This is a genomic window from Allobosea sp. 47.2.35, from assembly GCF_024655635.1.
GTDB lineage: Bacteria > Pseudomonadota > Alphaproteobacteria > Rhizobiales > Beijerinckiaceae > Allobosea.
On record NZ_JANLGI010000008.1, the window covers coordinates 144,560 to 168,360 of the forward strand.

Genomic DNA, 23,801 nt, shown 5'->3' on the forward strand with positions numbered 1-23,801 from the left:
GGCCTTCGCGCCTCTGCGAGGGCCGGTCATGGGTCCGGGCTGGCCCTTCACATCCGGTTGGGGATGCCGTTCCGGTCGAGGAAGCCGCGCATCCGGTCGTAGGATCCGGCATAGCTCTTCGCGAGGCCGTTCAGCGCCGCCTCCTGATAGACCGCGCGCCACCCGCCCTCGGCCAACGCCGCCTCCGGCACGACCGGGATCTTCAGCGTCTCGGCCAGTTCCTGGCTGCGCGTGTCATAGGCGACGAGCACGCCGGGCACGCCATGCGCCACCGCCGGCAGCACGCCATGGACGCGATAGCCCACGGCGAGGTCCTGCGAGCGGGCGAAGGCGTCGTAATGCTCGACATCGAAGAACGAGAAGAGCTGCTTCTCGTAGATCCGGCGCATCGCGGCATCCTCCGCCCCGTTCCACCAGCCGGTCCGGGTGAATTCGGCGACGGCCTTCTCCTTCGCGGCGGGATCGCGCAGGAAGAAGGCCTTCTCCTCCTGCTCGCCATGCGAGGACATCACCATCTCGCTTTGGGCATCGACCTTGAGCAGCGCGGCCTTCTGGTTGCGCAGATAGGCTTCCGGGTCGGCGGTATAGCTCTTGTCGGCTTCACGACGCAGGCTGAACGCGACCTTGCGGATGTCCCGTTGGTCGGGGACACGGATCCTGAGGTCGCGATTGCGGGTGCGGAAGATCGAGGGGCAGCCGACGACCTCGACATTGCGAATGCCGTTCTGCCTGAGCGTCTCGGCGCTGAAGGCGCCGCGCACGCCGATGGCGGCAGAACGCTCCGCCACGATCGACCAGAAGCGCTTCGAGGCTTCGGGGAGTTCGATCCGACGGTTCTGGCTCGCCTGCGCACCGACGCCGATGGCGTAGACCGGCAGCTTGACCTTCTCCAGCACCTCGACCGCACGGAACCACTCCATGCTCTCATGGATGAAGTTCGAGCCGCGCACGAAGACGAAGTCGAACTCGCTGGCATAGCGCGCGATGTCGGCATCGGTCGGCGACATGATCTTCATCGGCTCCAGATGCGCGTAATCGAGGAGCTTCAGCGTCGAGTCGTAGACGATCATGTCCCCGATATTGAAGTAGTCGCTGAGCAGCTTCTCCATCGGCGCGCGGTACCAGCGCACCTTGTCGTGGTCGTAGACCTCGCCCGCCGGATAGATCACCAGCGCCCGCAGAGCCTTGGTCTTCGAGACCGGCCGCAATTCCGAGCCGGGCGCGAGCGCGCCGGTGCGCGCATCCGCCACCGCGATGGAGCGCAGACGCGTCTCCGGCAGGGCCGGCAGCGGGATGGCGATCTCGGCCACCGTTGCATCGCCGGTGACGAGCGCGCCCGGGTTGATCGTGGCGTAGTCCTGCCCGTCAAGCAGCAGGCGCAGCGACGGCCAGCTCCCGCCAGGCTCGCGGGCGACGAGTACGACGACCTCTTGCGTCGTAGCGCGCAGGATCTTCATGGTCTGCACGGCTTGGCTGGCCGGAAGTGGATGGGCGGGCGCATTCATGGATTGTCCTTCACGATGCGGATTTTGATGCGGACGAGATCGCGCTGCGGGCCGATCTTGCAGTCGGCGACATGCATCTTGGTCATGAACAGAAAGGGCTGGTCGCCCGTGGTCTCGAAATTGCGCGAGGGTGAGGCCGGGTCAGCCACGGCGCCATAGCCGTAGCGGTCGCGGTCGCCGCAATCCTTGCTCCACATCGTCGGATGCGTGACGAGCGTCTGCAGCGGCGACCAAGTCACGAGGTCCTTCGACCAGCTATAGGCGACGCGTCCGCCGGAGACGCCCTGCCTGGGGTCGGGGCCGAGATGGAAGATCGCGAGCCATTGCCCGCTCGCCTCGTGCCGCGTGACCGAGCCGACCGTCGTCGGCAGGTGCCTGAGCGGCTGGCACGGCCGTGCCTGGCTCAGGTCGTCGCGATAGGGATCGACCGCCGGAATCGTGAAATCCTGCCCGTCGAAGGCGCGCCACGCCGTCGCGTCCTTGATATCCGTCGAACGGAACAGGCAGACGCCGTTCTTCTGGCCCTCGCCGCCCGTCGTCGCGATCAGCGCGTACCAGACGCCGTCCTTCTCGACGATATTCGAGGGGTTGAAGAAGCCGCGATGCCGACCCTGTCCGACATCCTGTTTGTAAGGCGGCGCCGCCACCAAGGGTCGCGGCTCGTCGGTCCTGAAACTACGGCCGCCATCGTTCGAGCGGGCGGCGGTCACGACATTGTACCAGCAGCTCATCGCCTCCTTGAAGCGGCAGGCGCCGGGGTGCTTATCGGCATGGTACTCGGCATGGATCAGCGCCTCGACATGGCGCCCATCGCCTGTCCAGGTCGCGGCGATCCAGCTCTTGTCGCTGAAGGCGCTGGGATCGGCGCTGTTCTTCGCCTCGAAGGAAACCGCGCAGCTCTTGCGGATGGAGGCGAGGTCGCGGCCGATCAGCGGGCGGTTGCGGTAATGGCTGGCGAAGGCGACGACCTCGCCCTTGTCGTCGCGGAAAGCGCGCAGCGGTGCGTCCGGCAGGTCCCATTGCTCGCAACGCTCGCGCGCCCAGGACACCACCGTCTCCTCCTGCGCGTCGGGCGCGAGCTCGAGCCGATAGCCCTGCGCCATCGCGGGCACTGCCAGCAGCAGGCAGGCCGCCGACAGCGCCCCACGCAGGATGCGGGCGGCCCTCATGCCACCTTCCTTTCCGGCGCGGGCGCCTCCTGAGCAACCGCAGCCCGCCTGACCATCTTGTGGTCGACCTTGTTCTCGCTGAGGAAGGCGCTCATCGCGCTATAGACCTGCCCGTAGGCCGCGTTGAAGCGGTCGAAGCGCGCCTGCTCCCAATACTCCTCCAGCCTGAAATCCTGGCCGGCGAAAACGTCGACGCTCGGAATCTTGAACGTATCCGCGAACTCGACCGTGCGGCTGTCATAGGTGAAGTAGATCGAGGGCGTGCCGTTCGCGAGCGCCATCAGGTTGCCGTGCAGACGGTAGCCAAGCACGAGGTCGAGCCCGCGCACCAGCCGCTCATATTCCGCGACCACGTCGGAATAGAACATCCGGGTCTGGTAGAGCCGCTCGACCTGCTCGTCGAGATACCAGTTATTGGCCCATTCGTTCGCACGCAGCGCCGTCATCGCCTGTGCCTGCTGGTCGATGGTGCCGAGCGCGAGCTTCTTTTCCTCGACCTCGCCCTGCGACATCAGCGTGACCTCGAAACGGTCCGCCATCGCCTTCACCAGCGAGCGGTGGAAGGTGAGGTAGCGCTTGATGTCCTGGGCATAGGTCTTCGAGACCTCGCGCCGCAGCGTGACGCCGGCGGTCTTGACCTGCTCCAGGGGCGGCAGCCGGATGGCGAGGTTGGGATCGTTGTTCCGGAACGCCGTCGGGCAGCCGATGATGCGGACATTCCTGATGCCGAGATCGTTCAGCACCTCCGCGGAGTAGGTGCCGCGCACGCCGAGCGACGCCGTCGAATCTGCAATGAGCTTGAGCACCGTCTTGGTGTCCTCGCTCAATTCCAGCTTGCCGCTGACCGGAGCCTGCGCGCCGATGCCGAAGGCGATCACCGGAATTTTAAGCCGGCGCAGCACTTCGGCGGCCTTCGACCAGTTCATCTGCGCATGGACATAGTTCGAGCCGCGCAGGAAGACGTAGTCGTATTCGGCATTGAGCCGGTCGATCATCGCGGGATCGACGCGATCGATTGGCAACTCGTCGAGCTTCTCGAAATTGAGCAGCTTCAGCGAGGAATCGAAGACGAAGGCATCGCCGATATTGTGATAGTGCTCGATATGGCTCTGCAGATCGGCATGGCGATACCAGCGGACATTGTCGTGGTCATAGACCTCCCCGGAGGGGCTGATGACGAGGATGCGGGCCATGGTCGGGTCTCCCCTGTTGTTTCGTTATGGTTTCAGGCGATCATCGCGGCAGGGTCCTGCCGCGCGGGGACAGGCTTGCTGCGCTCGACGAGGAGGCGGCGGTAGAGGTCGAGATGCGAGCCCGCGCATTCGCGATGGCTCATCGGCCGCTTGATGCCGCCGCGCAGCCGCTCCCAAAGACCGGGCTCGGTCAGCGCGCGCGTCATGCAGTCGACGAGGTCTTCCGGGCTGCCGGGCCGGAAATGCAGGCCGTCGACCTCGTCGGTGATCTTCTCAGCCATGCCGCCGAGATTGCTCGCCAGGATCGGGCGGCCGTGGAAGAACGCCTCCTGGATCACGATCGGCGAGTTCTCCCACCAGACCGACGGCATCACCATCCAGTCGACCGAACGCATCAGGTTCGGCATCTCGCGGTTCTGGAAGGCGCCGCAGAAGCGCACGCGCCGGCCGGCCGCCTCGACCAGCTTGGCGAACTTGTCCTGATAGGCCTGTGGCTGCCGCTCCAGATTGCCGCCATAGACCAGCAGGATCGAATCCTCGCCCCAGACCTTCTCCGGAATACGCGTCACCGCGTCGATCAGCACATCGGCGCCCTTGTAGGGCGTGAGCTGACCGAAATAAGCGAAGCGCGAACGCCGTCCCTTGCCGTCCGGCAACGGGCGTGGCGGCGCGGCACCCGCCACGTCGATGCCGTTCTCGATCACCGAGAAGCGCTCCTCGGCGAGGCCCCAGTCGACATAGCGATCGACGAGAAAGCGGCTCGGCGAGACGAAATGGTCGGCCAGCCCCAGCATGCCCTTGATGAAGGTCTCGCGCGCCAGGAAGCGGGCGGGCGAGATGTCCGGGAAGCAGGCGTTGCAATCGGTCGGTGAGGCCCGGTAGCAGAGCTTGAAGGCGCCGGTCTTCACCATCTGGCCGTGGTGGTGGCAGATCGAGAGGTATTCGTGGAAGGTCACCACGATCAGCGCGTCCGGCAGCGCGTCACGCACCGCGAACAGGCATTCGAGCCCGAGCCCGATGAAATGGTGAAAATGCACCACGTCGGGCTTCAGGTCGTTCAGCACGCGCACGAAATCGCGGTCGATCTCCTCCGTTGCCCGGTTCGAGATCAGGAAGTGGTCGTAATCCTCGGCGTAGTAGAGCAGTTCGCCGCCGCGCTGGCGCAGGCTCATCAAGGCCGTGCCGGCATGGCGCGGCGTCGGCGCGCCGACGCGGGCAAGGAAATGGGAATCGACGCCCTCGCCGGCCTGCAAGCCCTTGTGCAGGTTGTAGGACGCCACTTCCGCCCCGCCGAGCGAGAGCGAAGGATGGCCGTGCGATATCACGAGAACCCGCATCCTCAGCCTTTCATGTTGGAGATGGCGAGCGCCCAGCGCCGGTCGAAGCTGGTGCGGTCGGCGAGCTGGGCGAGCGCGCCGGCATGGGGCGTCGCGGTCTCCGCATCGTCGACGGCATAGACCTCGACATCGGGCACCCAGAGCGAGGGCGAGCCCGCCATCCGGAGCTTGAGGCAGAGATCGAGCCCCTTCTCCGCCGTGGTGAAATAATTGCGTGCGAAGCCGCCGACCTCCATAAAGGCGGCGCGCGACAGGACGCAGCATTCGCTGGCCCCGGCCGCGACCTCCATGGGCCCGAGATTGCCGACCGCCTCCAGGGGATAGCCGACGAAACGGTTGGCGATGCGCCGGCTCGCCCCCTCGCCTTCCAGCCAGGCGCCGGCCCAGCGGATGGAATCGTCCTCGAAGAGCAGCGTCGGGCTCGCCACGCATTGGCCGCCCCGCGCCCGATAGGCCCGCTCCAGCCGGCTGAGCCAGCCGGGCATGCGGATCTGCGCAGCGCCCGACAGCAGCGCGACGGTGTTGAAGCGGCACGCACGCACGCCCGCCTCCAGTGCATCGCAGGCATCCTCGACGCCTTCGACCGCGACGAGGCGTACCGACAAGCCATAGAAGCGCGCCAGCCGCCGCGCTTCGGCGCCGACGCGGTCGAAGCTCTCCGAGGGCGCCGCGAGCACGATCGGCAAGGGCCGCGCTTCCGGGTCCATCGCGAGCAATGCGAACAGCGCCGACAATTCGCGATGGCGATGATCGAGGCCGATGACGAGGCCGAGCTGGGCCTCGGGATCGAAGGTGCCGACATCGAGCGTCTCGGCGGCGCGCGGCGGCGCGATCTCGGCCGCCTGCAAGGCCGGCGCGATCTGGCGCTCGACCACGGCGTTCGCGGTCGAGGAACGGGGGTCGAGCAGGCCGAGCACGCGCTCAAGCGCGCGACGCGCCGGGGCGCGGTTAGGTTCGAGCGGCAGGAAGGCGGGGCCCGTACCCTGCACCTCGAAGGCGAGATGCAGCGGCTGGTCGGCTTCGGGCAGAAGTTTTGGCGCGAAGACGATGAAACCGTGATTGTTACGGCGAGAGGCCAAGGCCGGGCCGAAGCGCGGGTCCTCCATGAAGGCCGCCGTCACGTCGGCGCGCTGCACCCGCGTCCACACGCGGTCGACGGCGCAGGACTGGCTGCCGCTGCGCAGCGAGACGCCGCCGACCCGGCGCTCGGGATCGAACAGCCAGCCGATGATGAGCACGCCGGTGCCCTCGACCACCGTGACCGAGTCGATGCCGGCCCGGACCGGCTCCTCCAGCAGGCAGACCGTGTCGCGCCCGTCGAAGCGCTGCGAGGCGCGCTTCAGCTTGTCGGCCGTGGCCTGCGGGGCGGTACCGCGCTGCAAGCCGTCGCGCAGATGGCCGGGAACCGTGATCGGCTCGAGCAGGACATGACGCTCGTAGACTTCAAGCGCGCGCCAGCCGTCATTGCCGCGGAAATAAAGCCGCTCGATCTCGCCGGGATGCTGGGCGTGGCAATCCTCCAGCAGGCCGAAGAAGCCGCGCGCGCCCTCGCCGAGATCGTCACGCTCGAAGGTCCCGGTTTCGAGATGGGCCGGCGACAGCCCACCATGCGAGATCAGGAGCTTCACGCGCCCGGCGGCGAAATGTGACGTCCAGCCCTGCAGGAAGATGCCGCCGCCCGATCCAGCGATATCGTCGAGCTTACCCATCACCTCGACGAAGCCGCCTGGCCGTGCGACCGTCTGCAGCAGCATCGCCACGGCCCTGAGGCGGCGCGGGTTCGGTGCGCCGGTCAGCAGCACTTCGAGCAAGCCGTCGACCACGCTCGGGAAGGCCTGCCCGGCATCGTCGGCGAGCTCGGAGAGGAAGGCCTGCAGGGGCTGCGGCTTGGGCGCCAAGATCAGGCGTAGCGGCCGGTCGGGGCGGCCGATCAGCAGAGCACCGGTGCCGCTATCGTCGACGCTCGGCGCCGGCGCGAGGCACAGGAAGCCGGTCGCCGCCGAGAGCTCGGCACCGGGCCGGCGCCAGCTCAGCACCATCGTCTGGGCGCGGTTGCGCGGGTTGCCGTCGACCGCAACCGGCACCTTCGCCGGAATCGCGTCGCAATGGCTGCGCACGAGGATCGCGTTCTCGCCGAGCGGCGTCCAGGAGACGGTCGGCGCCTGCGCGATCGCGGTCCTCTCGGGAACGATGACCTCGCTCATCGGCTCACCCTCCCCACAGGGTGACGGCGAGCGTGACGAAGGACATCACCGCGGCGAGCGCCGAAAGGAAGCCGAGGATGACGGTGACCTGCCTGAGCGGCGCCCGCGCCTCCTTGCGGATCGCGTCGAGCCGTTCGTCGAAGCCGCGCAAGGTGCCGTCGAAACGCAACTGGAAAACGTCGAGTTCGCCGAGCCGGCGGACGATCTCGCTCTGGCTCTCGGTCTCGGCCTTGGTCGCCTCGGCCAGCGCGTGGTTCTCTTCGAGCCGCGCCACGATGCGGTCGAGTTTCTCGTTGAGCTCCTTCTGGGCAAGCTGGCCGCGCCGGTTGAGCGCGATCAGCAATTCGACCTTGTCGAAAAAGCGCGCCAGCGGCACCGCGATCGCCGCCTCCGCCGCGAGCTCGTCCGCCGCCGGCAGGCGCAGCTCGAACTCAGCGCCGGTCGCAGGCGATATGCCGACGACGCTCAGCCGGGCGCGCGCCGCGACCAGCGTCTCGTCGAGATCGATCGAGAAGGCGTGCTTGCCGTCACCGATGCCGTTGCGGCGCAGGTCGATACGGCTCTGGTCGGCCTTCGTTTCCGCGACGACCTTGCCGTCCAGGGAGATCCTGACGGTGATCGCCTCGTCGGGACGGGCCTCGTCCCAGATCCAGCCATGCAGCCGGCTGCCATCGAGGGCATCGACCCGCCCGTTCAGGCGGGCGGGATTGACGTTGGGCAGGCGGACTTCGTTGTCCTGATGCTGAGCCGTGGTCATGCGGCCTCCGCGAGCTTGAGGTCATCGAAGAGGGCGAGGTGGCGGCCGGCGCAGTCGGCCAGCGTCGGCTGCTCGGCAACGCCGTGGACGAGGCGCTGCCAGAGGCCGGCCTCCTCCATCGCCCGGCGCAACGTACGGGCCAGCGCGACCGGATCGCCCGGCCGGACATGCAGCCCGTCGATCTCGTCGCGCACCATCTCGGCCATGCCGCCGATGGCGCTGACGATCGGCGGGCGGCGATGCTGGAACGCTTCCTGGATGACGAGCGGCGCGTTCTCCCACCAGATCGAGGGCATCACCACCCAGTCAACCTCGGCCATCAGGCCGGGCACCTCGTCGCGGGAATAGGGCCCGCAATGGGTAACAACGCCCTCGGCGCCTGCGAGCGCCGCATCGAACGCAGTCGTGAAGACCTCGCTCTGGAACGGCGCGCCGCCATGGATGCGCAGGGAGAATTCGGTCTCGCCGGAGGCGCGCAGCAACTGCGCCGCCTGCAACAGCGGCAGCACGCCCTTCCAGGGATTGAGGTTGCCGAAATAGCCGAAGCTGGTACGGCGCCCCTTGGCCTGCCGATACGGCGCGGCCTCCTGTGCCGGGCGGGCATTGGCGATGACCTCGATCCGCTCGCTGGCTAAGCCCCAATCGACATAGCGCTGGCGCAGGAAGCGGCTCGGCGCGACGAAGCGGTCGACGGCGGCGAGATGCGTCTTGATGAAGCGCTCGCGCAGCAGGAAGCGGTCGGAGCCGATCTCGGGGAAGCAGCCATGGCAGGCCGAGGGCGAGGAGCCGTTACAGCGCTGGCGGTCGCCCGGCCGCACCATCAGCCCGTCATGGTGGCAGATCGGATAGTAGTCGTGCAGCGTCATCACGATCGCCGCCTGCGGCAGCAGCCGTCGCGCCAGCGTCAGGAACTCCGCGCCGATCAGCACGAGATGGTGGACGTGGATCACGTCCGGCCGGAACTCCTCCAGTAGCGTCGCGAGGTCCTGCAGCGTGCCGTAATGGTCGATCTGGCTCATGTGGAAGCGGTCGTAATGCGCGCTCCACAGCACCACGTCCTCGCCGATCGCCTGCAGCGCCGTGCCGGGATGCGGCCCGCGATGCATCGCATTGGTCGCGCCGAGAAACAGAACCTCGCAGCCCTGCTCGCGATAGGCTTGCGACAGGTCATGCGCGAAGATCTCGGTGCCGCCCGGATGCAGCGACGGATGGTTATGCGCGACGACGAGAATGCGCCGGCTCATGCCACGCCCCCCGGTTGCTTGCCCCCCGGCTTCGTCGCGATCAGCAGGTCCTGGTAATGCGCCGCGCTGATGCCGCGCCAATGGCCCGGCCTGAGCGCTTCGACGGCGAGCCCGGCCTCAGCCGTCTGCTCCAGCAGGAAGCGGCTGTCGATGCCGGCGGCCGCGAGCGGCGCCTCGTCGATGGCGTACCAGCCCGGCCCGTCCTGCCAGCGCTTGAACGACAGGCGCTCCTGCCCGGTCGAGGCGCCATCGAGGGCGAAGGCGGTGAGGAAGAGCCGCCCACCCGGTGAGAGCAGGCGCGCCGCCTCCTGCAGGTAGACCACGAGTTCCTCCGGCGGCAGATGCGTCGCGACCGAGGTCATCGTCACGAAGTCGAAGCTGCCATTGGCGAAGCCGAAGCGCACCTCGATGCCCGGTAGCGAACCGGCCGGATTATACAGCGGATGGGCGATGTCGAGCCGCTGGAAACGGAAGCGCGGATAGGCCGGCGTGATCGTCTGGGCGCACCAGAGGATGCCCTCCATCACCGGATCGACGCCGTCATAGCTGCCGCGCTCGGGGTCGAGATACTGCGTCAATGGCACCGCCATGCGGCCGATGCCGCAGCCGATATCGAAGACGCGCTCATCCGGCTTCAGCCGGCCGATGCGGATGAAATGGCCGAGGAATTCGGCGCCGATGGCGCGATAGTCGCCGTCGCCGACGAAGATCGAATCCGGCGGCGGGTGCGGCATGAAGCGGTTGCTCTGCAGCGAGGCCAGGAGCCAGTCGAGCTCGGGCCCGACGGAGGCTTCCGCGGGAACTGGCTCCGGTGCGATCTGTCTCAGGGCGGTCATGCGGCGGTCGCTCTCCTGAAGGTGAAGCGGGGAACAAGGTCGGGCTCGGCAGGTGCCGGGGCCGGCAGCGCCAGTTCCGGCGCGGAGGTCTCGAAGGCCTGCATCAGCGCCTCGATCTGGGCGCCCCAGCGTTGGCTCTGGAGCCAGGCATTGTGCTGGGAGGCGGCGCCGCGCGTGTAGTCGATGCTACGCGCGATCGATTGCCGTTCGAGATGGTAGAGCGCGACATCCGGGACATAGAGGATGCCGAAGCCGGCGCGCCTGATCTTGAGGCAGAGATCGCTGTCCTCGTAATCGCCGATCACATAGCTCTCGTCGAAGCCGCCGAGTTCCTCGTAGAGATCGCGCGCCATCACGATACAGGCGCCGGTGACCCCCGGTACGGGCCGTTCGACGTTCGCCGGCGCATAGCTGCCGGGCATGCCCTTGAAGTAATGATGGTTGAGCCAGGTGCCTTTGCTGTCGCGCTTGAAGAACAACCCCGCATGCTGCAGCGAATTGTCGTCATAGAGCAGCTTCGGCCCGACGGCGCCGACTTTTGCGCGACGATCGAGCCGGGCGATCAAGCCCTCGAGCCAGCCATTGCCGGTCGGAATCACGTCGGAGTTGACGAGGGCGAGCGCCTCGCTGCGGGCTACGGCAGCCCCGGCATTGCAGGCGGCCGAGAAGCCGCCATTGCGCCGCATCGCGACGAGCTGCATCGGCAAGCCATAGGCGAGATGCAGGCCGCCGAGCAGATGCGCGACCTCGGCTTCGTGCTCGGGCGAGTCGAGCACATAGATCAGCTCGGCATGCTCCGAGAACCACGGATCGCCGGCGAAGGCCGCGACCTGCACGCGCAGGAAATCATAGACGCGGTAGAGCGGGATCACGACCGAAGCCTTCGGCCGCGCCGGCAATTGCCCATACGCCTTGACGACCGGTCCCGGCCGGCTGTCGCGCAAATCCTCCTGGCAGGCGGCGAGGATCGGCGCGAGCGTCGTCTCGATCATCTCCGCGGTGAGGTATTGCGGCGGAATCGCCGCCAGCGCCCTCGCCCGGATCGTCACGGCATCGGCTGGCTGCACCGGCGGGCGCAATGTCAGCGTCGTTCCGGATTTCAGCTTGATCTCGCAGCGCGGCTGCAACACCGGCGCGCCGCCGGCATAATCGGCAGCGAAACCCGCGAACCCCGTCCCGGCGCGCGTCTCGCCATCCGCACCCGTCGGCAGGCGCACGGGGAAACGCTGCAACCGCGAGAGCATCGCGATCGGCTCGCCGTTGCCGCGATGGAGCAGCACTTCTTCGAGGAGATCGTCGGGATCGCGCAGCCAGCCGCCGATCAGCAGCCCGGCGCGGTTGCAGACGGCAAGATCAAGCTCGGCAGCGGGCAGGTCGTCGCTGCGGCGCACATGCTGCACGGCGAGCGGCACGCGCCGCTGCATCTCGATGGCAAGCAGGCGGCCCTGCTCCGACAGCCCGGCAAGCTGCTCGACGACCCAGTTGCGCAAACCATCGCGGCTTGCGGCCTTGCCGGCCCACCAGCGGCCGAGCGAAGGCGCGGACTGCCGGCCGGGCAGCGCGCGCAGCACCAGCGAGCGCTCGCCTTGCAAGATCAGTAATCCACCGCCGCGGCTCGGCGGAGCGTCCAGCACAAGATGGGCCTCGCGCCTGCCGCTGCGATCGGCCGCGCCAAGGCGGGCCTTGAGATCGAGGCGCGTCAGCCCCGCGCCATCGAGACGGGCGACGCCCTGCAAGGCGCCGAAATCGGCGGGCACGACCGTCTCGAACAGCCATTGCCCCTCGACCAGCGCCGCAGTCGGCTGCATCGCGATAGGCTTCGGGAACAAGGTCAGCAGGAACTGGCGCAGGAAGGACAGGTAATTCGGGATCGCGGCGAGGCCGAACAGGGGCGGCCAGGCCCGGACCAGCGCATTGGCGAGCGTCAGGCGCGCCTGCGGCGTCAGGTCCTTGAGGATTTCAGCCGGGTCGGCGAGGCCGTGGACCAGCGTCGGATCGAAGCCGGCCGTCACCTCGCCTTGCGGACCATGGTCGCTGAGGGTCGCGACGACATTGTCATGGCCGGCGGAGCGGAAGGCGACGGCGAGCCGCTCGCGTCCATCGCGCAGGCCGAGCGAGATCGAGGCCGCGGGCAGGCGCCGGCCGCTGGCCGTGAGCGCGATCGCGGGCTTGCCGAAGGGCGAGGCCTCAAGCGTCCAGCAGAGCAGGAAGACCGAGCCGCCGAGGCGGTGGAGTTCGAGCTGGGCAGGCGGTGTCGTCGCCATCGCGACGGGCGCGAGAGAAAGCATTGGGGCGTTCCTGCGGCACGGAAAATCCCGGAGCGCATGCGGAAAGCGGGGGAGGCTTTCCGGGGGCGTGCGCGCTCCGGGAGCTGCGAGCCTCCCGCCCGGCCGCAGCGGCCGAGCGAGAGGCAGCATCAGGATCAGGCGACCGTGAAGTAGGAGTTCGGATCGGCCTGAACGTCTTCGGCGGAGACGCCGACCAGGGTCAGGGTGTCGCCATTGCCGAGATCGACGACGGTGTTGCCGCCGACGGTGGTGGCGCGCGCCGCGACGTCTTCTGCCGAGCTGATGCCCGTGCCGTTGATGTCGGACGCGATCTGCAGCATGTCCGAGCCGGCCTCGAAATCGAGGACGACGTCGTTGCCGCCGCCACCCTCGAACACGAAGGTGTCGCTGCCGGCACCGCCCTGCAGGATGTCGTTGCCGGCACCGCCGAACAGCATGTCGTCGCCAGCGCCACCCTGCAGGATGTCGTTGCCCTCGCCGCCATTGAGGATGTCGGCCCCGTCACCGCCCTGAAGGACGTCGTTTCCGGCGCCACCCTGGAGGATATCGTCGCCGGGCCCGCCCTGCAGGATGTCGTTGCCTTCACCGCCGATCAGGACATCGTCGCCGTTATTGCCGCGCAGGATATCGTCGCCCGCGCCGCCGGTGAGGATGTCGTTGCCCTCGCCGCCGAACAGGGCGTCATTACCCTCATCGCCGGACAGGACATCGTCGCCAAGCCCGCCGAACAGGGTATCGTTACCCTCGCCGCCGAACAGGGCGTCATTGCCGCCGTCGCCGAACAGCGTGTCGTCGCCTTCCTCGCCGAACAGGGAATCGACCTGATCCCCACCCTTGACGATATCGTCGCCAGCTCCGGCGAGAATCACGTCACTGAAACGACTCCCAATCAAAAAGTCGTCGAATGCACTTCCTTCGATCGTCGCCATACGGCACCTCCTGGGCGATCTGGTGAACCTGGAACGTTCTGCGGCCGCACCGCAAAACGGAAAGACCAGGACATTTCCGACAGCGATCAATAGATCAGACTGTCGCTCGACCACATGAGAATTGCTCAATAGATGCGCTGCAGCAAGAGATTTATTGTGACGATTTTGCGATGCAGCATGATTTAGACTTTATTTTACGATCGATATTCCATCAGTATTCGACAAGAAATACTTCCAAAATCGAAATATGCCGATAACAGGCTGCCGCAGCGCCAAAAGCGCGCTCAATCCTCGCGGAAAGCTCGGTTGAAGCTGTCGGTGATCGGCGAGAGCAGGTAGTCGATGGCGCGGCGCGCGCCGTTGACGATCATGACCTCGGCGGTCATGCCGGCATGCAGCGAGACCTTGTAGTCGCGCAGGCTGTCCGGATCGATCTCGGCTCGCACCACGAAATAGGGCGCGCCGGTCTTCTCGTCGATCAACTGGTCCGGCGCGACATAGCTCACCTTGGCCTGCAAGGGGGGCAGCAGGCGCGAGTTGAACGCCGTCAGGCGCACGCGCGTCGTGGAACCGATCTTCACTGCGTCGATGTCGCGCGGATCAACCTTGGCCTCGACGATCAGCGGCTCGTGCTCCGGCACGATGTCGAGGATCGCCTCGCCTGCCGCGATCACGCTGCCGGCGGTGCGCATCCGGATGTTGGCGACGACGCCCTCCTGCGGCGAGGTCACCACCAGTCGGCGCAACACGTCTTCGGCCTGAACAATACGCTCGGTCACCTCCGAGAGCAGAAGCTGGCCTTCCTGAATCTCCCCGCCGATATCGTTCTGCCGCTCGAGGCTGATCGAGAGAATTTCGAGATTGGCGCCGGCAACCGCCTGCTCGGCCTTGGCCTTGCGCGCGGTGAGTTCGCCGGCCTTGCCGGACAATTCGCTCTGCTTGGTCTGGAGCTCGACGAGCTGGCTGCGCTTGGCGTAACGCTTCTCGTAGAGCTCGGCCATGATCCTGGCCTCCTCGTCGATCAGCGAGCGCTGCTGCGTGGTGGCGTCGATCTGGGCCTTCAGCGCGTCCGACTCCGCCTGATGCTGCTCGATGACGCGCTGCTGGATATGGACCTTGCCGTCATGGACCTGCGCGCGGGACTTGAACAGGCCCTGCTCGGCCCGGAGCACCTCGCGCGCGATCGGTGACTCCATCCGCGCGATATCGGCGGGAAAGGCGATCTCGCCGGCGCCTGTCTGCTCGGCCCGCAGGCGCGCGAGCTTGGCTTCAAGCCCGATGCGCTTGGCCTGCAATTGCTGCAATTCGGCGCGCTGGCGCGCATCCTCCAGCCGCAGCAGCGGCTCGTCCCGCGCGACACGCTCGCCTTCCGCCTTGAGCAGGGTCTTGAGGATACCGCCTTCGAGATGGCTAACGGTCTTACGCTTGCTGTCGACTGCGACGAGGCCGGGTGCGACGGCGGCATTGTCGAGCCGTGCCGTCACCGCCCAGGCGCCGAAACCGCCGAAGCCGACGCCGATCGCGGCGACGCCGGCCAGCACGAGGTTGCGCAGGCTCGGCATGCGCTCCTCGGGGATTTCCGGCTCGATCTGCACGGTGAGCGAGTGCTCGGGGCGCTTGATCAGGGAACGTCCGGTCATGCCTTCACCTCGCGAACCGGGGCCGAAGCATTGGCGGCGGGCTCGATCTCGACCCGCCCACCGGGCGTGATCATGCCGGCAATCTCGCCGCGCGGGCCGAATTGCTGGACCCGGCCCTCGCGCAGCACCAGGAGCTTGTCGACGACCTGCATCACCGAGGGGCGATGCGCGATCAGCACGACGATGGCGCCGCTGTCGCGCGCTGCCGCGATGGCGCGGATCAGGCTCTGCTCGCCCTCGGCATCAAGGTTGGCATTGGGCTCGTCGAGCACGATCAGGCGCGGCATGCCGTAGAGCGCCCGCGCCAGGCCGATGCGCTGACGCTGACCGCCGGAGAGATTGAAGTCGCTGTCGGCGACATTGGTGTCGTAACCGAGCGGCAGGCGGCCGATCAGCTCGTGCACGCCGGCGATGCGCGCCGCCTCCAGGATCGCATGCGGATCGGGATCGCGCATGCGAGCGATGTTCTCGGCGATCGTGCCGTTGAGCAGCGAGACCGATTGCGGGAGATAGCCGGCCATCGCGCCGAAGGAGCCGCGCTCCCATAGATAGGTGCTGTGCCCGTCGAGATAGACGCCGCCGACATTGGGCCGGAGCACGCCGACGAGCAAGCGCGCCAAGGTCGACTTGCCGGCACCGGATGGACCGACGACGCCGAGCACCTCGCCGGGCTGCAACGAGAAGGAGACGCTCTTGATGACCGTCAGCTCCTGCCCTGCCGGCGCATAGATCACGCGGTCGACCACGAGATCGCCCTGGCAGGGCGGCGTCGGCACCGTCTGGCGCTGCGAGCTGCGGCCGAGCACGAGCTCGCGCACGCGCTTCCAGGCGGCGGCGGCGAGCACCCATTGCCGCCAGTCCGTAATCATCGAATCGAACGGCGCCAGCAGCCGGCCGAGCAGGATGCTCGCAGCCATCAGCGTGCCCGCCGTCACCTCGTTGCGGATGATCAGGATGGCGCCGGTCGCATAGACCGCGAGCTGCATCGTCATCCGGGAGGAGCGGGTCAGGGCAGCGATGAACTTGCCGCGCCGCGTACCCATGTCGAGCTGCTCGATCATCGCCAGCTGCTGGCCGCGCCAGCGCCGCGACAGCGCCGGCAGCATGCCCATGGCCTCGATCGTCTCGGCATGACGCAGGCTCGCGCCGACCTCGTTGATGCTGGCGACGCCGGCATCGTTGGCTTCCTTCAGGACGCGCCGGGTCAGCATGTCCGAGAGCACGCCGAGCAGCAGCAGGATGATCAGCGAGGCAAGGCCGACCAGCCCATAGACCGGATGAAGGGCGAAGAGCACCGCGAGGAAGATCGGCGACCACGCCGCCTCCAGCGGCGTCGCGATGGCCGAGCTCGCGATGAAGAAGCGGATGTCGTTGAGGTCGCGGATCGCCTGCGTCGCCTGGCTCGATCCCTTTTCGAGCGAGGAGCTCACGGCCGCCTGCAAAGCCGGCAAATTGAGCTTGCGCGCGAAGATGCTCGCCATCGCCTGGAAGGTCAGCGAGCGGATGAACTCGATCGTGCCATAGAGCACGAGCGCCCCGACGGCGATCACCAGAAGCATCGTCAGCGTGTCATGGCTGCGGCTGACGATCACGCGGTCCTGCACCTGCATCATGAACAGGGGGACGGTCAGCAGCAGCAGGTTCACGCACAGGCTGAGGAAGCCCGCATAGCTCAGGCCGCCGACGAACGAGCGCTGGAGATTCCGGATCAGGGCGTCGGGCGCCGGCTTCACCGCCTTCATGCAAGGCTCCGAGACTGAGATGCGTTGGGCCCGAGAGAGCTGCGGGGAAAACCCCGTCATCGGACTTGCAACGAGACATGGAGGGAGTGTCAAGATTATGACAGATTAGAAGCGTAGCTCACCGACTCAGACAGAAGCAAATAAGGCTGAACTATGAGAAATTTTGAATTTCGAAACAGTTTCTGCGCATCCAAAGAATACTACAATCTTATCTATTAGCTAACGTAGGTGGCATGTGCTTTGCCTATAGGCTTCCAACCACAACAAAGAGGCAAAAGAGATGGATTGTTTAATTTTCGATCAGGTGGGGTAAGGAATGCACTTTAAATTGCACGGCGGCGAGCAATTCTCAGGCAGTTCCCTGAACGGCCACCATCCGGCGAATGGTTCCGGTGCCCTCGAAGAGGTCCCCGATCGCCGAATTTCCCCTTTTGACCTGGCGCGGGTGATCGAACGGGTCAGCCGGCGCTTCCTCGACTACCTCCGGCTTGAGTTGGCCAAGCTCGGCATCGACGACATCTCGCCATCGCAAGTCATGGTGCTGATGACGATCGGACAAGGCGAGATCGCGGTGCGCGATCTGCTTGACCGCGGCCATTACGGCGGCTCGAACGCCTCCTATAATCTCAAGCAGCTTGTCGAGAATGGCTATCTCGACCGCGGGGCCTCGCCGCGCGATCGCCGGCAGGCTCGGATCTCGCTATCGCTCAAGGGGCAGATGCTGTGCGAGCGGCTGCGTCTGCTCGACGAAGCCAGCCAGTTCGGCCAGCGCCTGGAGAGCAACCGCGACACCGACCTGCACACAACCCACGAAACCCTGCGCCAACTCGAACAGTGGTGGAACGACGCGCTCCGCTACGGCGGAGTGCTGCTCGCATCATGCATGTCCTATTCGTTCATCGCGCAGGATCTGGTCAATTCGCTGCTCTGATCGGCAGCCTCGTCGCGGAGGGCGTCGAGGTCACGCTGATCACCGAACGTCCGGCGCAGGAGGCGCCGGGCGTTCGCCAGCTCGTCTATGCAGTCGACGAGAGCACGACCCAGCATCCCGCGCTCGCGGCGACCGAGTATCACCTGCGCACCGGTGAGGCGGTGGCCCGCCTGATGGAACGCCTCAAGCGCAGCGACCCGCCCGATGTCGTCCTCGGCCATATCGGCTGGGGCGGCATGCTCTTCGCCCGTGACGCACTGCCTGAAGCAGGCTTGATCGGCTATTGCGAGTACTATTATCGCAGCACGGATTCCGATCTCGATTTCGGCATCGACGAGCCCATCCCGACCGCCGACCGCCAACGCGTGCGCATGCGCAACGCCGCCCAGCTTCTCGCGCTCGACACGCTCGACGCGGCCTATGCGCCGACGCAGTGGCAGCGTCGGCAATACCCGCCCGCCTATCGCCAGCGCATCGCCGTCTGCCATGACGGCATCGACACCCGCTTCTGCCGGCCCGACCCCGACGCCACCTTCGTCCTGCCCGACGGCCGCGTGCTCGAGCCTTGCATGCCCGTCGTGACCTTCGTCGCCCGCGACCTCGATCCCTATCGCGGCTATCCCGAATTCATGCGCGCCGCCGCACTCCTTGCAGCCCGCCGCCCCGACGCACTCTTCGTCGTGGTCGGCGGCGACGGCTCCGGCTATGGCCGCCCCCGTTCCGACGGCAACAGCTGGCGCGAGGCGATGCTGGCCGAGACAAGGCTCGGCGACCGGATCGTCCATATCCCCTGGCTCGCCCATCATGAGCTTGTCCGCCTGTTCCAGGTATCGGCGGCCCATGTCTATCTCACCGTCCCCTTCGTCCTGTCCTGGTCGCTGCTGGAGGCCATGGCCTGCGGCTGCCTCGTCATCGGCTCCGACACCGAACCGGTGAAGGAGGTGATCCGCGACGGCGGCAACGGCCTGCTCGTCCCGTTCCATGACAGTGAAGCGCTGGCTGAACGCATCGAGGAAGCGCTGGCGAGCCCCACGCTGTTGCAGCCGCTGCGCCGCGCCGCACGGGAAACCGTCACCGCCGATTACGAGCGCGAGCGCTGTATCGCTCGCCAGACCGGCTGGATCCATCAGTTCAGCGACTGAGGCCCGGTTTTCACGCCGCTGCCGTTCCGGCGAAATCGAGAGCCGCCGTCCGAACCGTCTCCGCGAAATCCTGCGCGACGGCGGAGCGGAAGCGGCCGGCGCCCCAGATGATGGCGATATCGTAGGTCACCGACGGCCTGAGCGGTCTCACCTCGACACCCTTGCCGCGATATTCCTCGGCTGTGAACGGATCGACCACCGAGAGCCCCGCGCCCGCCGCAACGAGCCCGCAGGCGATCATCGACAACGGCGTCTCGACCCGGGTCTGGCGCGCCACGCGATGGGCCGAGAACAGCGCATCGATGCGGTATCGCAATTGCGTCGACTGCTCGAGCGAGATGAAGGGCTCATCGACGAAATCCTCCGGCGCCAGCACGGCCTTGGCCGCAAGCCTGTGCCCGGTCGGCAGCACGGCGACCGGCGCCATCGCCGGCAGGATCTCGATGTCGATCCCCGGAAAATCCAGCGGCAGCTGCGCGAAGCCCAGTTCACAGAAGCCCGACGTCACCCAATCCACGACCTGCGAGGAAATGCTCCCGTAAATCGCGATCTCCAGGTCCGGCTTCTGCTTGAGATAACGGCCGACGACGCGCGGCAGGAAGCCGACATTGAAGGCCGGCAGCGCCGCGACGCGCAGCGAGCCTGCCCGCCCGTCGCGCAGGTTGCGGGCGGCGTTCTCGATGCGCTCCAGCCCGACGAACTGACGCTCGACCTCGCGATAGAGCGACAGCGCCTCATTGGTCGGCACCAGCCGCGCGCCGCGCTTCACGAAAAGCGGCAGCCCGAGCGCATATTGCAGGTCCTGGATCAATCGCGTCACCGCCGGCTGCGTGACGTTCAGCGCCTGCGCGGCGGCGGTGATGCCGCCGGTTACGATCACTGTCCGGAAAGCCTCGATCTGGCGCGGGTTCAGCATGCTCGATCCTCTCTCGAATCGAACATAACATTTCGGCATGGACTGCGCGAAACATTCGATTTGACCAGTTCCAAAACAGCCTCGAACCTAACGGCATCACTCGAAAACGAGGAGGGGATACCGTGAAGCTCGCCATCACATTCGCTCTTGTTACCGGAACCGCGCTCGCCGGCTCCGCCGCTTTCGCCCAACAGAAGACGCTTTATGTCGCCGGCTATGGCGGCTCCTACGAGCAGACCATGCGCAAGGAGGTCATCCCGGCCTTCGAGAAGCAGGCCAACGTCAAGATCGAGTACGTCGCCGGCAATTCCACCGACACGCTCGCCAAGCTGCAGGCACAGAAGGGCAACCAGCAGATCGACGTCGCGATCGTCGATGACGGCCCGGCCTATCAGGCGGTGGCGCTCGGCTTCTGCGGCACGCTGACCGACGGCGCGGTCTACAAGGACGTCGCGCCGGTGATGAAGTTCAAATCGAACAAGGGCGTCGGCTTAGGCCTCGTCGGCACCGGCCTGTTCTACAACAAGAAGGTCTTCGACGAGAACAAGTGGCCGGCCCCGACCTCGTGGAACGACCTGAAGTCGAAGGCCTACGGCAAGAAGATCGTCAGCCCGCCGATCAACAACACCTATGGCCTGCACGCCCTGATCGCCTTTGCGCAGATCGGCGGCGGCGGCGAGAACAATATCGAGCCGGGATTCGAGGCGTTCAAGAAGGACATCAACCCGAACATCGTCGCCTATGAGCCCTCCCCGGCGAAGATGACCGAGCTCTTCCAGAACGGGCAGGCCGTGCTCGGCGTCTGGGGCTCGGGCCGCGTCAAGGCCTTCGCCGATACCGGCTTCCCGGTCGAGTTCGTCTATCCGAAGGAAGGCGGCTTCGCGCTCGGCGTCGCCGCCTGCCCGGTCGAGGGTTCGAAGAACGCGGCCGAGGCCAATGCCTTCATCCAGTTCATGCTCTCGCCCGCGATCCAGAAGGTGATGGCGACCGGCGCCGGCTTCGGCCCCGCCAATGTGACGGTGACGCTGACGCCCGACGAGCAGAAGGGTCTGCCCTATGGCGAGGACGTGAAGAAGCTCAAGGCCGTCGATTGGGACATCGTCAACGCCAAGCGTGAGGAATGGACCCGCCGCTGGAACCGCGAGGTCGAGCGGTAAGGCCGGCACCTTCTGCAAACACCCTCGTCATCCCGGCCGCAGCGAAGCGGAGCGCCGGGATGACGGCGGTGTGTCGGCGACCTCCTTCACGAAGCGCAGGATCCATGTCCCATCTCGTTCTCGAAGGCCTCGGCAAGTCCTATGGCACGGCCGTTGCCGTCGAGGGGCTCGACCTTTCGGTCGCGCGCGGCGAGTTCATCTCGCTGCTCGGCCCCTCCGGCTGCGGCAAGACCACGACGCTGCAGATGATCGCCGGCTTCGTGCCGGTCGATCGCGGCCGCATCCTGCTCGACGGTGGCGATCTCGGCGGCGTCGCCCCCAACAAGCGCGGCCTCGGCATCGTCTTCCAGAGCTATGCGCTCTTTCCGCATATGACGGTGGCGCAGAACATCGCCTTCGGGTTGGAAATGCGTGGCATCGAGAAGGCCGAGCGCGAGAAGCGCACCTTGGAGGCAATGGCCCTTGTCGGGCTGAAAGGCTTCGAGGATCGCTATCCCCGCCGCATGTCGGGCGGCCAGCAGCAGCGTGTTGCGCTGGCCCGCGCGCTGGTGATCAGGCCCTCGCTCCTCCTGCTCGACGAACCCCTTTCCAATCTCGACGCCAAATTGCGCGAGGAGATGCAAGGGGAACTCCGCCAGATCCAGCGCTCGATCGGCACGACCACCATCCTCGTCACCCATGACCAGCACGAGGCGATGGCGCTGTCCGACCGGATCGTCGTGATGAACAAGGGCCGTGTCGAGCAGATTGGAGCACCCGATGCCGTCTATGGCACGCCCGATACCGCCTTCGTCGCGAACTTCCTCGGCAAGACCAATGTCCTCAACGCCACCGGCGACGGAAGCGGCCATGTGACAATCGAAGCCCTGTCCGTACCACTCGCCGGCGCGGCTTCAGGCGCGCTGCGCATCGCGGTCCGGCCCGAGCGCCTCGGCTTCGCGGCGGATGGCGCCGCCGGCTTTACCGCCCGCATCACCTCGCGCGTCTTCCAGGGCGCGCATTGGCTGCTGACGGCCGAGAGCACCGCCGGCCCGGTCACCCTGATCCGGCACAATGACGGTACGCTCGTTCCCGGCGAAGGCGAGAGCGTGACGCTGAGCTTCGGCCCCGGCGACGCCGCGCTGCTGGCGGAGGGCTCAGGCACATGAGCACGGACGCCTCCGCCCGCGCCACACCCTATTGGCTGACGGGGCCTGCGCTCGCCGTCTTCCTCGGCCTCGTCATCATCCCGCTCGGCATGACCGTGCTGCTCGCCTTCTACGATTGGGGCCAGTACAAGGGCATCGTCGCCGAGTTCACGCTGAAGAATTTCCGCGAGATCTTCAGCGACAGTTATTTCCTCGAAGTCTTCCTGCGCACCCTCCGCATCTCCGTGCTGGTGACGCTGTTCGCCATCCTGATCGGCGTGCCCGAGGCCTATATCCTCAACCGCATGTCACCGGCCTGGCGCGGCCTCTGCCTGCTCGCGATCCTCGGCCCGCTGCTGGTCTCGGTCGTCGCACGCACGCTCGGCTGGGCGCTGCTGCTGGGCTCGAACGGCCTCGTCAATCGCGGACTGATGGCGCTCGGCCTGATTGGCCAGCCGCTCGAATTCATGTTCACCGAGACCGGCGTGGTGATCGCGCTCGTCCATGTGCTGATCCCCTTCATGATCCTCGCGGTCTGGGCCTCGCTGCAGCGGCTCGATCCGCAGATCGAGAACGCCGCGCTCTCGCTGGGCGCCTCGCGCCTCACCATCTGGCGCCGCGTGATCCTGCCGCAGATCGTGCCTGGCATCCTATCAGGCTCGATCATCGTCTTCGCTCTGGCGGCCAGCGCCTTCGCCTCCCCCGCCATCATCGGCGGCAGGCGGCTCAAGGTCGCGGCGACGCTGGCCTATGACGAGTTCCTGAACACGCTGAACTGGCCGCTCGGCGCCGCCGTCGCCGTCCTGCTGCTCGCAGCCCTGGTCATCCTCACCGTCGGTGCCAACCGGCTGGTCGAGCGCCGCTATTCACAGGTGTTCGAATGAGCCGCAACGGTCCCTTCGCCATCCTGTTCCACACGCTTTTCGTCGTCTTCATGCTGGCGCCGCTGGTCGTGGTCTGCCTCGTCGCCTTCACGCCGGAGGGCTATCTCTCGCTGCCCGGCCGGGTCTGGAGCTTGCGCTGGTTCAGGGCGATTCTGGATTATCCCGAGTTCCTGCGCGCCTTCCGGGATTCGCTCTGGCTGGCGGCGCTCTCCTCCACCGTCGCGATCGGGCTTGCGGTTCCAGCCGCGCTCGCCATCGCCCGCTATCGCTTCCCCGGCCGCGAGGCGATGACGGCCCTGTTCATGTCACCGCTGATGGTCCCCCATGTCGTGCTGGGCATCGCCTTCCTGCGCTTCTTCACGCAGATCGGCCTCTCCGGGACCTTCCTCGGGTTGGTCCTGAGCCATATCATCGTGATCATCCCCTTCGCGCTGCGCCTCGTGCTCGCCGCCTCCTACGGCATCGACCGGCGCATCGAGCATGCCGCGATCTCGCTCGGCGCGAGTCCGGCCGTCGTCTTCCGGCGGGTGACCCTGCCGCTGATCCTGCCCGGCGTCGTCTCGGGCTGGCTGCTCGCCGCGATCAATTCCTTCGACGAGGTGACGATGACGGTCTTCATCGCCTCGCCCGCCACCACCACGCTTCCCGTCCGGATGTTCCTCTACATCCAGGACAATATCGACCCGCTCATCGCAGCCGTCTCCGCCTGCCTGATCGCCCTGACCGCCATCCTGCTGATGGCGCTGGACAGGCTGTTCGGGCTCGACCGGCTGTTCGTCGGAACCGGAAAAGGCTGACGC

General features: G+C 66.7%; 19 protein-coding genes. 6 read left to right on the plus strand and 13 right to left on the minus strand.

Annotated elements, in window-relative coordinates:
• Positions 1-47: 47 nt before the first annotated feature.
• The 12 genes from NUV79_RS12470 to NUV79_RS12525 form a co-directional block, all read right to left on the minus strand.
• Positions 48-1,505: a polysaccharide pyruvyl transferase family protein gene (locus NUV79_RS12470; protein WP_257733400.1), complete on the minus strand. Its 1,458-nt coding sequence runs from the start codon at positions 1,503-1,505 to the stop codon at positions 48-50.
• Complete coding sequence (locus NUV79_RS12475) at positions 1,502-2,674, minus strand: glycoside hydrolase family protein (RefSeq protein ID WP_257733401.1); 1,173 nt, start codon at positions 2,672-2,674, stop codon at positions 1,502-1,504. Before NUV79_RS12475 ends, NUV79_RS12470 begins: the two co-directional genes overlap by 4 nt.
• Entirely contained in the window at positions 2,671-3,867 is a 1,197-nt protein-coding gene (locus tag NUV79_RS12480; RefSeq protein WP_257733402.1) for a polysaccharide pyruvyl transferase family protein, read from the minus strand. The genes NUV79_RS12475 and NUV79_RS12480 overlap by 4 nt, the downstream gene beginning before the upstream one ends.
• Positions 3,868-3,899: 32 nt before the next feature.
• Entirely contained in the window at positions 3,900-5,204 is a 1,305-nt protein-coding gene (locus NUV79_RS12485; protein WP_257733403.1) for a glycosyltransferase family 4 protein, read from the minus strand.
• Between the two features lie 2 nt (positions 5,205-5,206).
• Complete coding sequence (locus NUV79_RS12490; protein WP_257733404.1) at positions 5,207-7,408, minus strand: glycosyltransferase family 2 protein; 2,202 nt, start codon at positions 7,406-7,408, stop codon at positions 5,207-5,209.
• A 4-nt stretch (positions 7,409-7,412) separates the two neighbouring features.
• Positions 7,413-8,165 (minus strand): hypothetical protein, encoded by a 753-nt coding sequence (locus NUV79_RS12495; RefSeq protein WP_257733405.1) that lies wholly within the window; start codon positions 8,163-8,165, stop codon positions 7,413-7,415.
• Positions 8,162-9,409 (minus strand): glycosyltransferase family 4 protein, encoded by a 1,248-nt coding sequence (locus NUV79_RS12500; protein ID WP_257733406.1) that lies wholly within the window; start codon positions 9,407-9,409, stop codon positions 8,162-8,164. The genes NUV79_RS12495 and NUV79_RS12500 overlap by 4 nt, the downstream gene beginning before the upstream one ends.
• Positions 9,406-10,245, minus strand: coding sequence for a class I SAM-dependent methyltransferase (locus NUV79_RS12505; RefSeq protein WP_257733407.1), 840 nt, complete (start codon positions 10,243-10,245; stop codon positions 9,406-9,408). Before NUV79_RS12505 ends, NUV79_RS12500 begins: the two co-directional genes overlap by 4 nt.
• A complete protein-coding gene (locus NUV79_RS12510) occupies positions 10,242-12,533 on the minus strand; it encodes a glycosyltransferase (protein WP_257733408.1) in 2,292 nt (763 codons plus the stop codon). Before NUV79_RS12510 ends, NUV79_RS12505 begins: the two co-directional genes overlap by 4 nt.
• Positions 12,534-12,667: 134 nt before the next feature.
• The gene (locus tag NUV79_RS12515) at positions 12,668-13,462 is read right to left on the minus strand and encodes a calcium-binding protein (RefSeq protein WP_257733409.1); all 795 of its coding nucleotides are present in this window, start codon (positions 13,460-13,462) and stop codon (positions 12,668-12,670) included.
• A gap of 284 nt (positions 13,463-13,746) precedes the next feature.
• Positions 13,747-15,102 carry an HlyD family type I secretion periplasmic adaptor subunit gene (locus NUV79_RS12520; protein WP_257733410.1) on the minus strand — a complete coding sequence of 452 codons (1,356 nt, stop codon included), beginning with the start codon at positions 15,100-15,102 and terminating at the stop codon, positions 13,747-13,749.
• The gene (locus NUV79_RS12525; RefSeq protein WP_257733411.1) at positions 15,099-16,844 is read right to left on the minus strand and encodes a type I secretion system permease/ATPase; all 1,746 of its coding nucleotides are present in this window, start codon (positions 16,842-16,844) and stop codon (positions 15,099-15,101) included. Before NUV79_RS12525 ends, NUV79_RS12520 begins: the two co-directional genes overlap by 4 nt.
• Before the next feature lie 316 nt (positions 16,845-17,160).
• Here NUV79_RS12525 and NUV79_RS12530 point away from each other — a divergent pair, with 316 nt between their 5' ends.
• Complete coding sequence (locus NUV79_RS12530; protein ID WP_257733412.1) at positions 17,161-17,775, plus strand: MarR family transcriptional regulator; 615 nt, start codon at positions 17,161-17,163, stop codon at positions 17,773-17,775.
• The gene (locus NUV79_RS12535; RefSeq protein ID WP_257733413.1) at positions 17,724-18,917 is read left to right on the plus strand and encodes a glycosyltransferase; all 1,194 of its coding nucleotides are present in this window, start codon (positions 17,724-17,726) and stop codon (positions 18,915-18,917) included. The genes NUV79_RS12530 and NUV79_RS12535 overlap by 52 nt, the downstream gene beginning before the upstream one ends.
• Before the next feature lie 10 nt (positions 18,918-18,927).
• Here the strand turns inward: NUV79_RS12535 and NUV79_RS12540 are convergent, their stop codons facing one another.
• Positions 18,928-19,833 (minus strand): LysR substrate-binding domain-containing protein, encoded by a 906-nt coding sequence (locus NUV79_RS12540; RefSeq protein WP_257733414.1) that lies wholly within the window; start codon positions 19,831-19,833, stop codon positions 18,928-18,930.
• Positions 19,834-19,955: 122 nt separating this feature from the next.
• Between NUV79_RS12540 and NUV79_RS12545 the strand changes: the two genes are divergently transcribed.
• The 4 genes from NUV79_RS12545 to NUV79_RS12560 all read left to right on the plus strand — a co-directional run bounded on the left by NUV79_RS12545 (position 19,956) and on the right by NUV79_RS12560 (position 23,798).
• Entirely contained in the window at positions 19,956-20,990 is a 1,035-nt protein-coding gene (locus NUV79_RS12545) for an ABC transporter substrate-binding protein (protein ID WP_374679265.1), read from the plus strand.
• Positions 20,991-21,094: 104 nt separating this feature from the next.
• Positions 21,095-22,138 carry an ABC transporter ATP-binding protein gene (locus tag NUV79_RS12550; protein ID WP_257733415.1) on the plus strand — a complete coding sequence of 348 codons (1,044 nt, stop codon included), beginning with the start codon at positions 21,095-21,097 and terminating at the stop codon, positions 22,136-22,138.
• Positions 22,135-23,001: an ABC transporter permease gene (locus NUV79_RS12555; RefSeq protein WP_257733416.1), complete on the plus strand. Its 867-nt coding sequence runs from the start codon at positions 22,135-22,137 to the stop codon at positions 22,999-23,001. Before NUV79_RS12550 ends, NUV79_RS12555 begins: the two co-directional genes overlap by 4 nt.
• A complete protein-coding gene (locus tag NUV79_RS12560; RefSeq protein ID WP_257733417.1) occupies positions 22,998-23,798 on the plus strand; it encodes an ABC transporter permease in 801 nt (266 codons plus the stop codon). The genes NUV79_RS12555 and NUV79_RS12560 overlap by 4 nt, the downstream gene beginning before the upstream one ends.
• Positions 23,799-23,801: the final 3 nt, after the last annotated feature.

What these genes read in the sequence shown, in the direction of transcription:
- NUV79_RS12510 (WP_257733408.1), bottom strand. Translation starts at nt 12,533, where the DNA reads ATGCTTTCTCTCGCGCCCGTCGCGATGGCGACGACACCGCCTGCCCAG.
- NUV79_RS12485 (WP_257733403.1), bottom strand. Translation starts at nt 5,204, where the DNA reads ATGCGGGTTCTCGTGATATCGCACGGCCATCCTTCGCTCTCGCTCGGC.
- NUV79_RS12540 (WP_257733414.1), bottom strand. Translation starts at nt 19,833, where the DNA reads ATGCTGAACCCGCGCCAGATCGAGGCTTTCCGGACAGTGATCGTAACC.
- NUV79_RS12495 (WP_257733405.1), bottom strand. Translation starts at nt 8,165, where the DNA reads ATGACCACGGCTCAGCATCAGGACAACGAAGTCCGCCTGCCCAACGTC.
- NUV79_RS12475 (WP_257733401.1), bottom strand. Translation starts at nt 2,674, where the DNA reads ATGAGGGCCGCCCGCATCCTGCGTGGGGCGCTGTCGGCGGCCTGCCTG.
- NUV79_RS12550 (WP_257733415.1), top strand. Translation starts at nt 21,095, where the DNA reads ATGTCCCATCTCGTTCTCGAAGGCCTCGGCAAGTCCTATGGCACGGCC.
- NUV79_RS12560 (WP_257733417.1), top strand. Translation starts at nt 22,998, where the DNA reads ATGAGCCGCAACGGTCCCTTCGCCATCCTGTTCCACACGCTTTTCGTC.
- NUV79_RS12535 (WP_257733413.1), top strand. Translation starts at nt 17,724, where the DNA reads ATGCATGTCCTATTCGTTCATCGCGCAGGATCTGGTCAATTCGCTGCT.
- NUV79_RS12480 (WP_257733402.1), bottom strand. Translation starts at nt 3,867, where the DNA reads ATGGCCCGCATCCTCGTCATCAGCCCCTCCGGGGAGGTCTATGACCAC.
- NUV79_RS12525 (WP_257733411.1), bottom strand. Translation starts at nt 16,844, where the DNA reads ATGAAGGCGGTGAAGCCGGCGCCCGACGCCCTGATCCGGAATCTCCAG.
- NUV79_RS12555 (WP_257733416.1), top strand. Translation starts at nt 22,135, where the DNA reads ATGAGCACGGACGCCTCCGCCCGCGCCACACCCTATTGGCTGACGGGG.
- NUV79_RS12470 (WP_257733400.1), bottom strand. Translation starts at nt 1,505, where the DNA reads ATGAATGCGCCCGCCCATCCACTTCCGGCCAGCCAAGCCGTGCAGACC.
- NUV79_RS12530 (WP_257733412.1), top strand. Translation starts at nt 17,161, where the DNA reads ATGCACTTTAAATTGCACGGCGGCGAGCAATTCTCAGGCAGTTCCCTG.
- NUV79_RS12505 (WP_257733407.1), bottom strand. Translation starts at nt 10,245, where the DNA reads ATGACCGCCCTGAGACAGATCGCACCGGAGCCAGTTCCCGCGGAAGCC.
- NUV79_RS12500 (WP_257733406.1), bottom strand. Translation starts at nt 9,409, where the DNA reads ATGAGCCGGCGCATTCTCGTCGTCGCGCATAACCATCCGTCGCTGCAT.
- NUV79_RS12520 (WP_257733410.1), bottom strand. Translation starts at nt 15,102, where the DNA reads ATGACCGGACGTTCCCTGATCAAGCGCCCCGAGCACTCGCTCACCGTG.
- NUV79_RS12490 (WP_257733404.1), bottom strand. Translation starts at nt 7,408, where the DNA reads ATGAGCGAGGTCATCGTTCCCGAGAGGACCGCGATCGCGCAGGCGCCG.
- NUV79_RS12515 (WP_257733409.1), bottom strand. Translation starts at nt 13,462, where the DNA reads ATGGCGACGATCGAAGGAAGTGCATTCGACGACTTTTTGATTGGGAGT.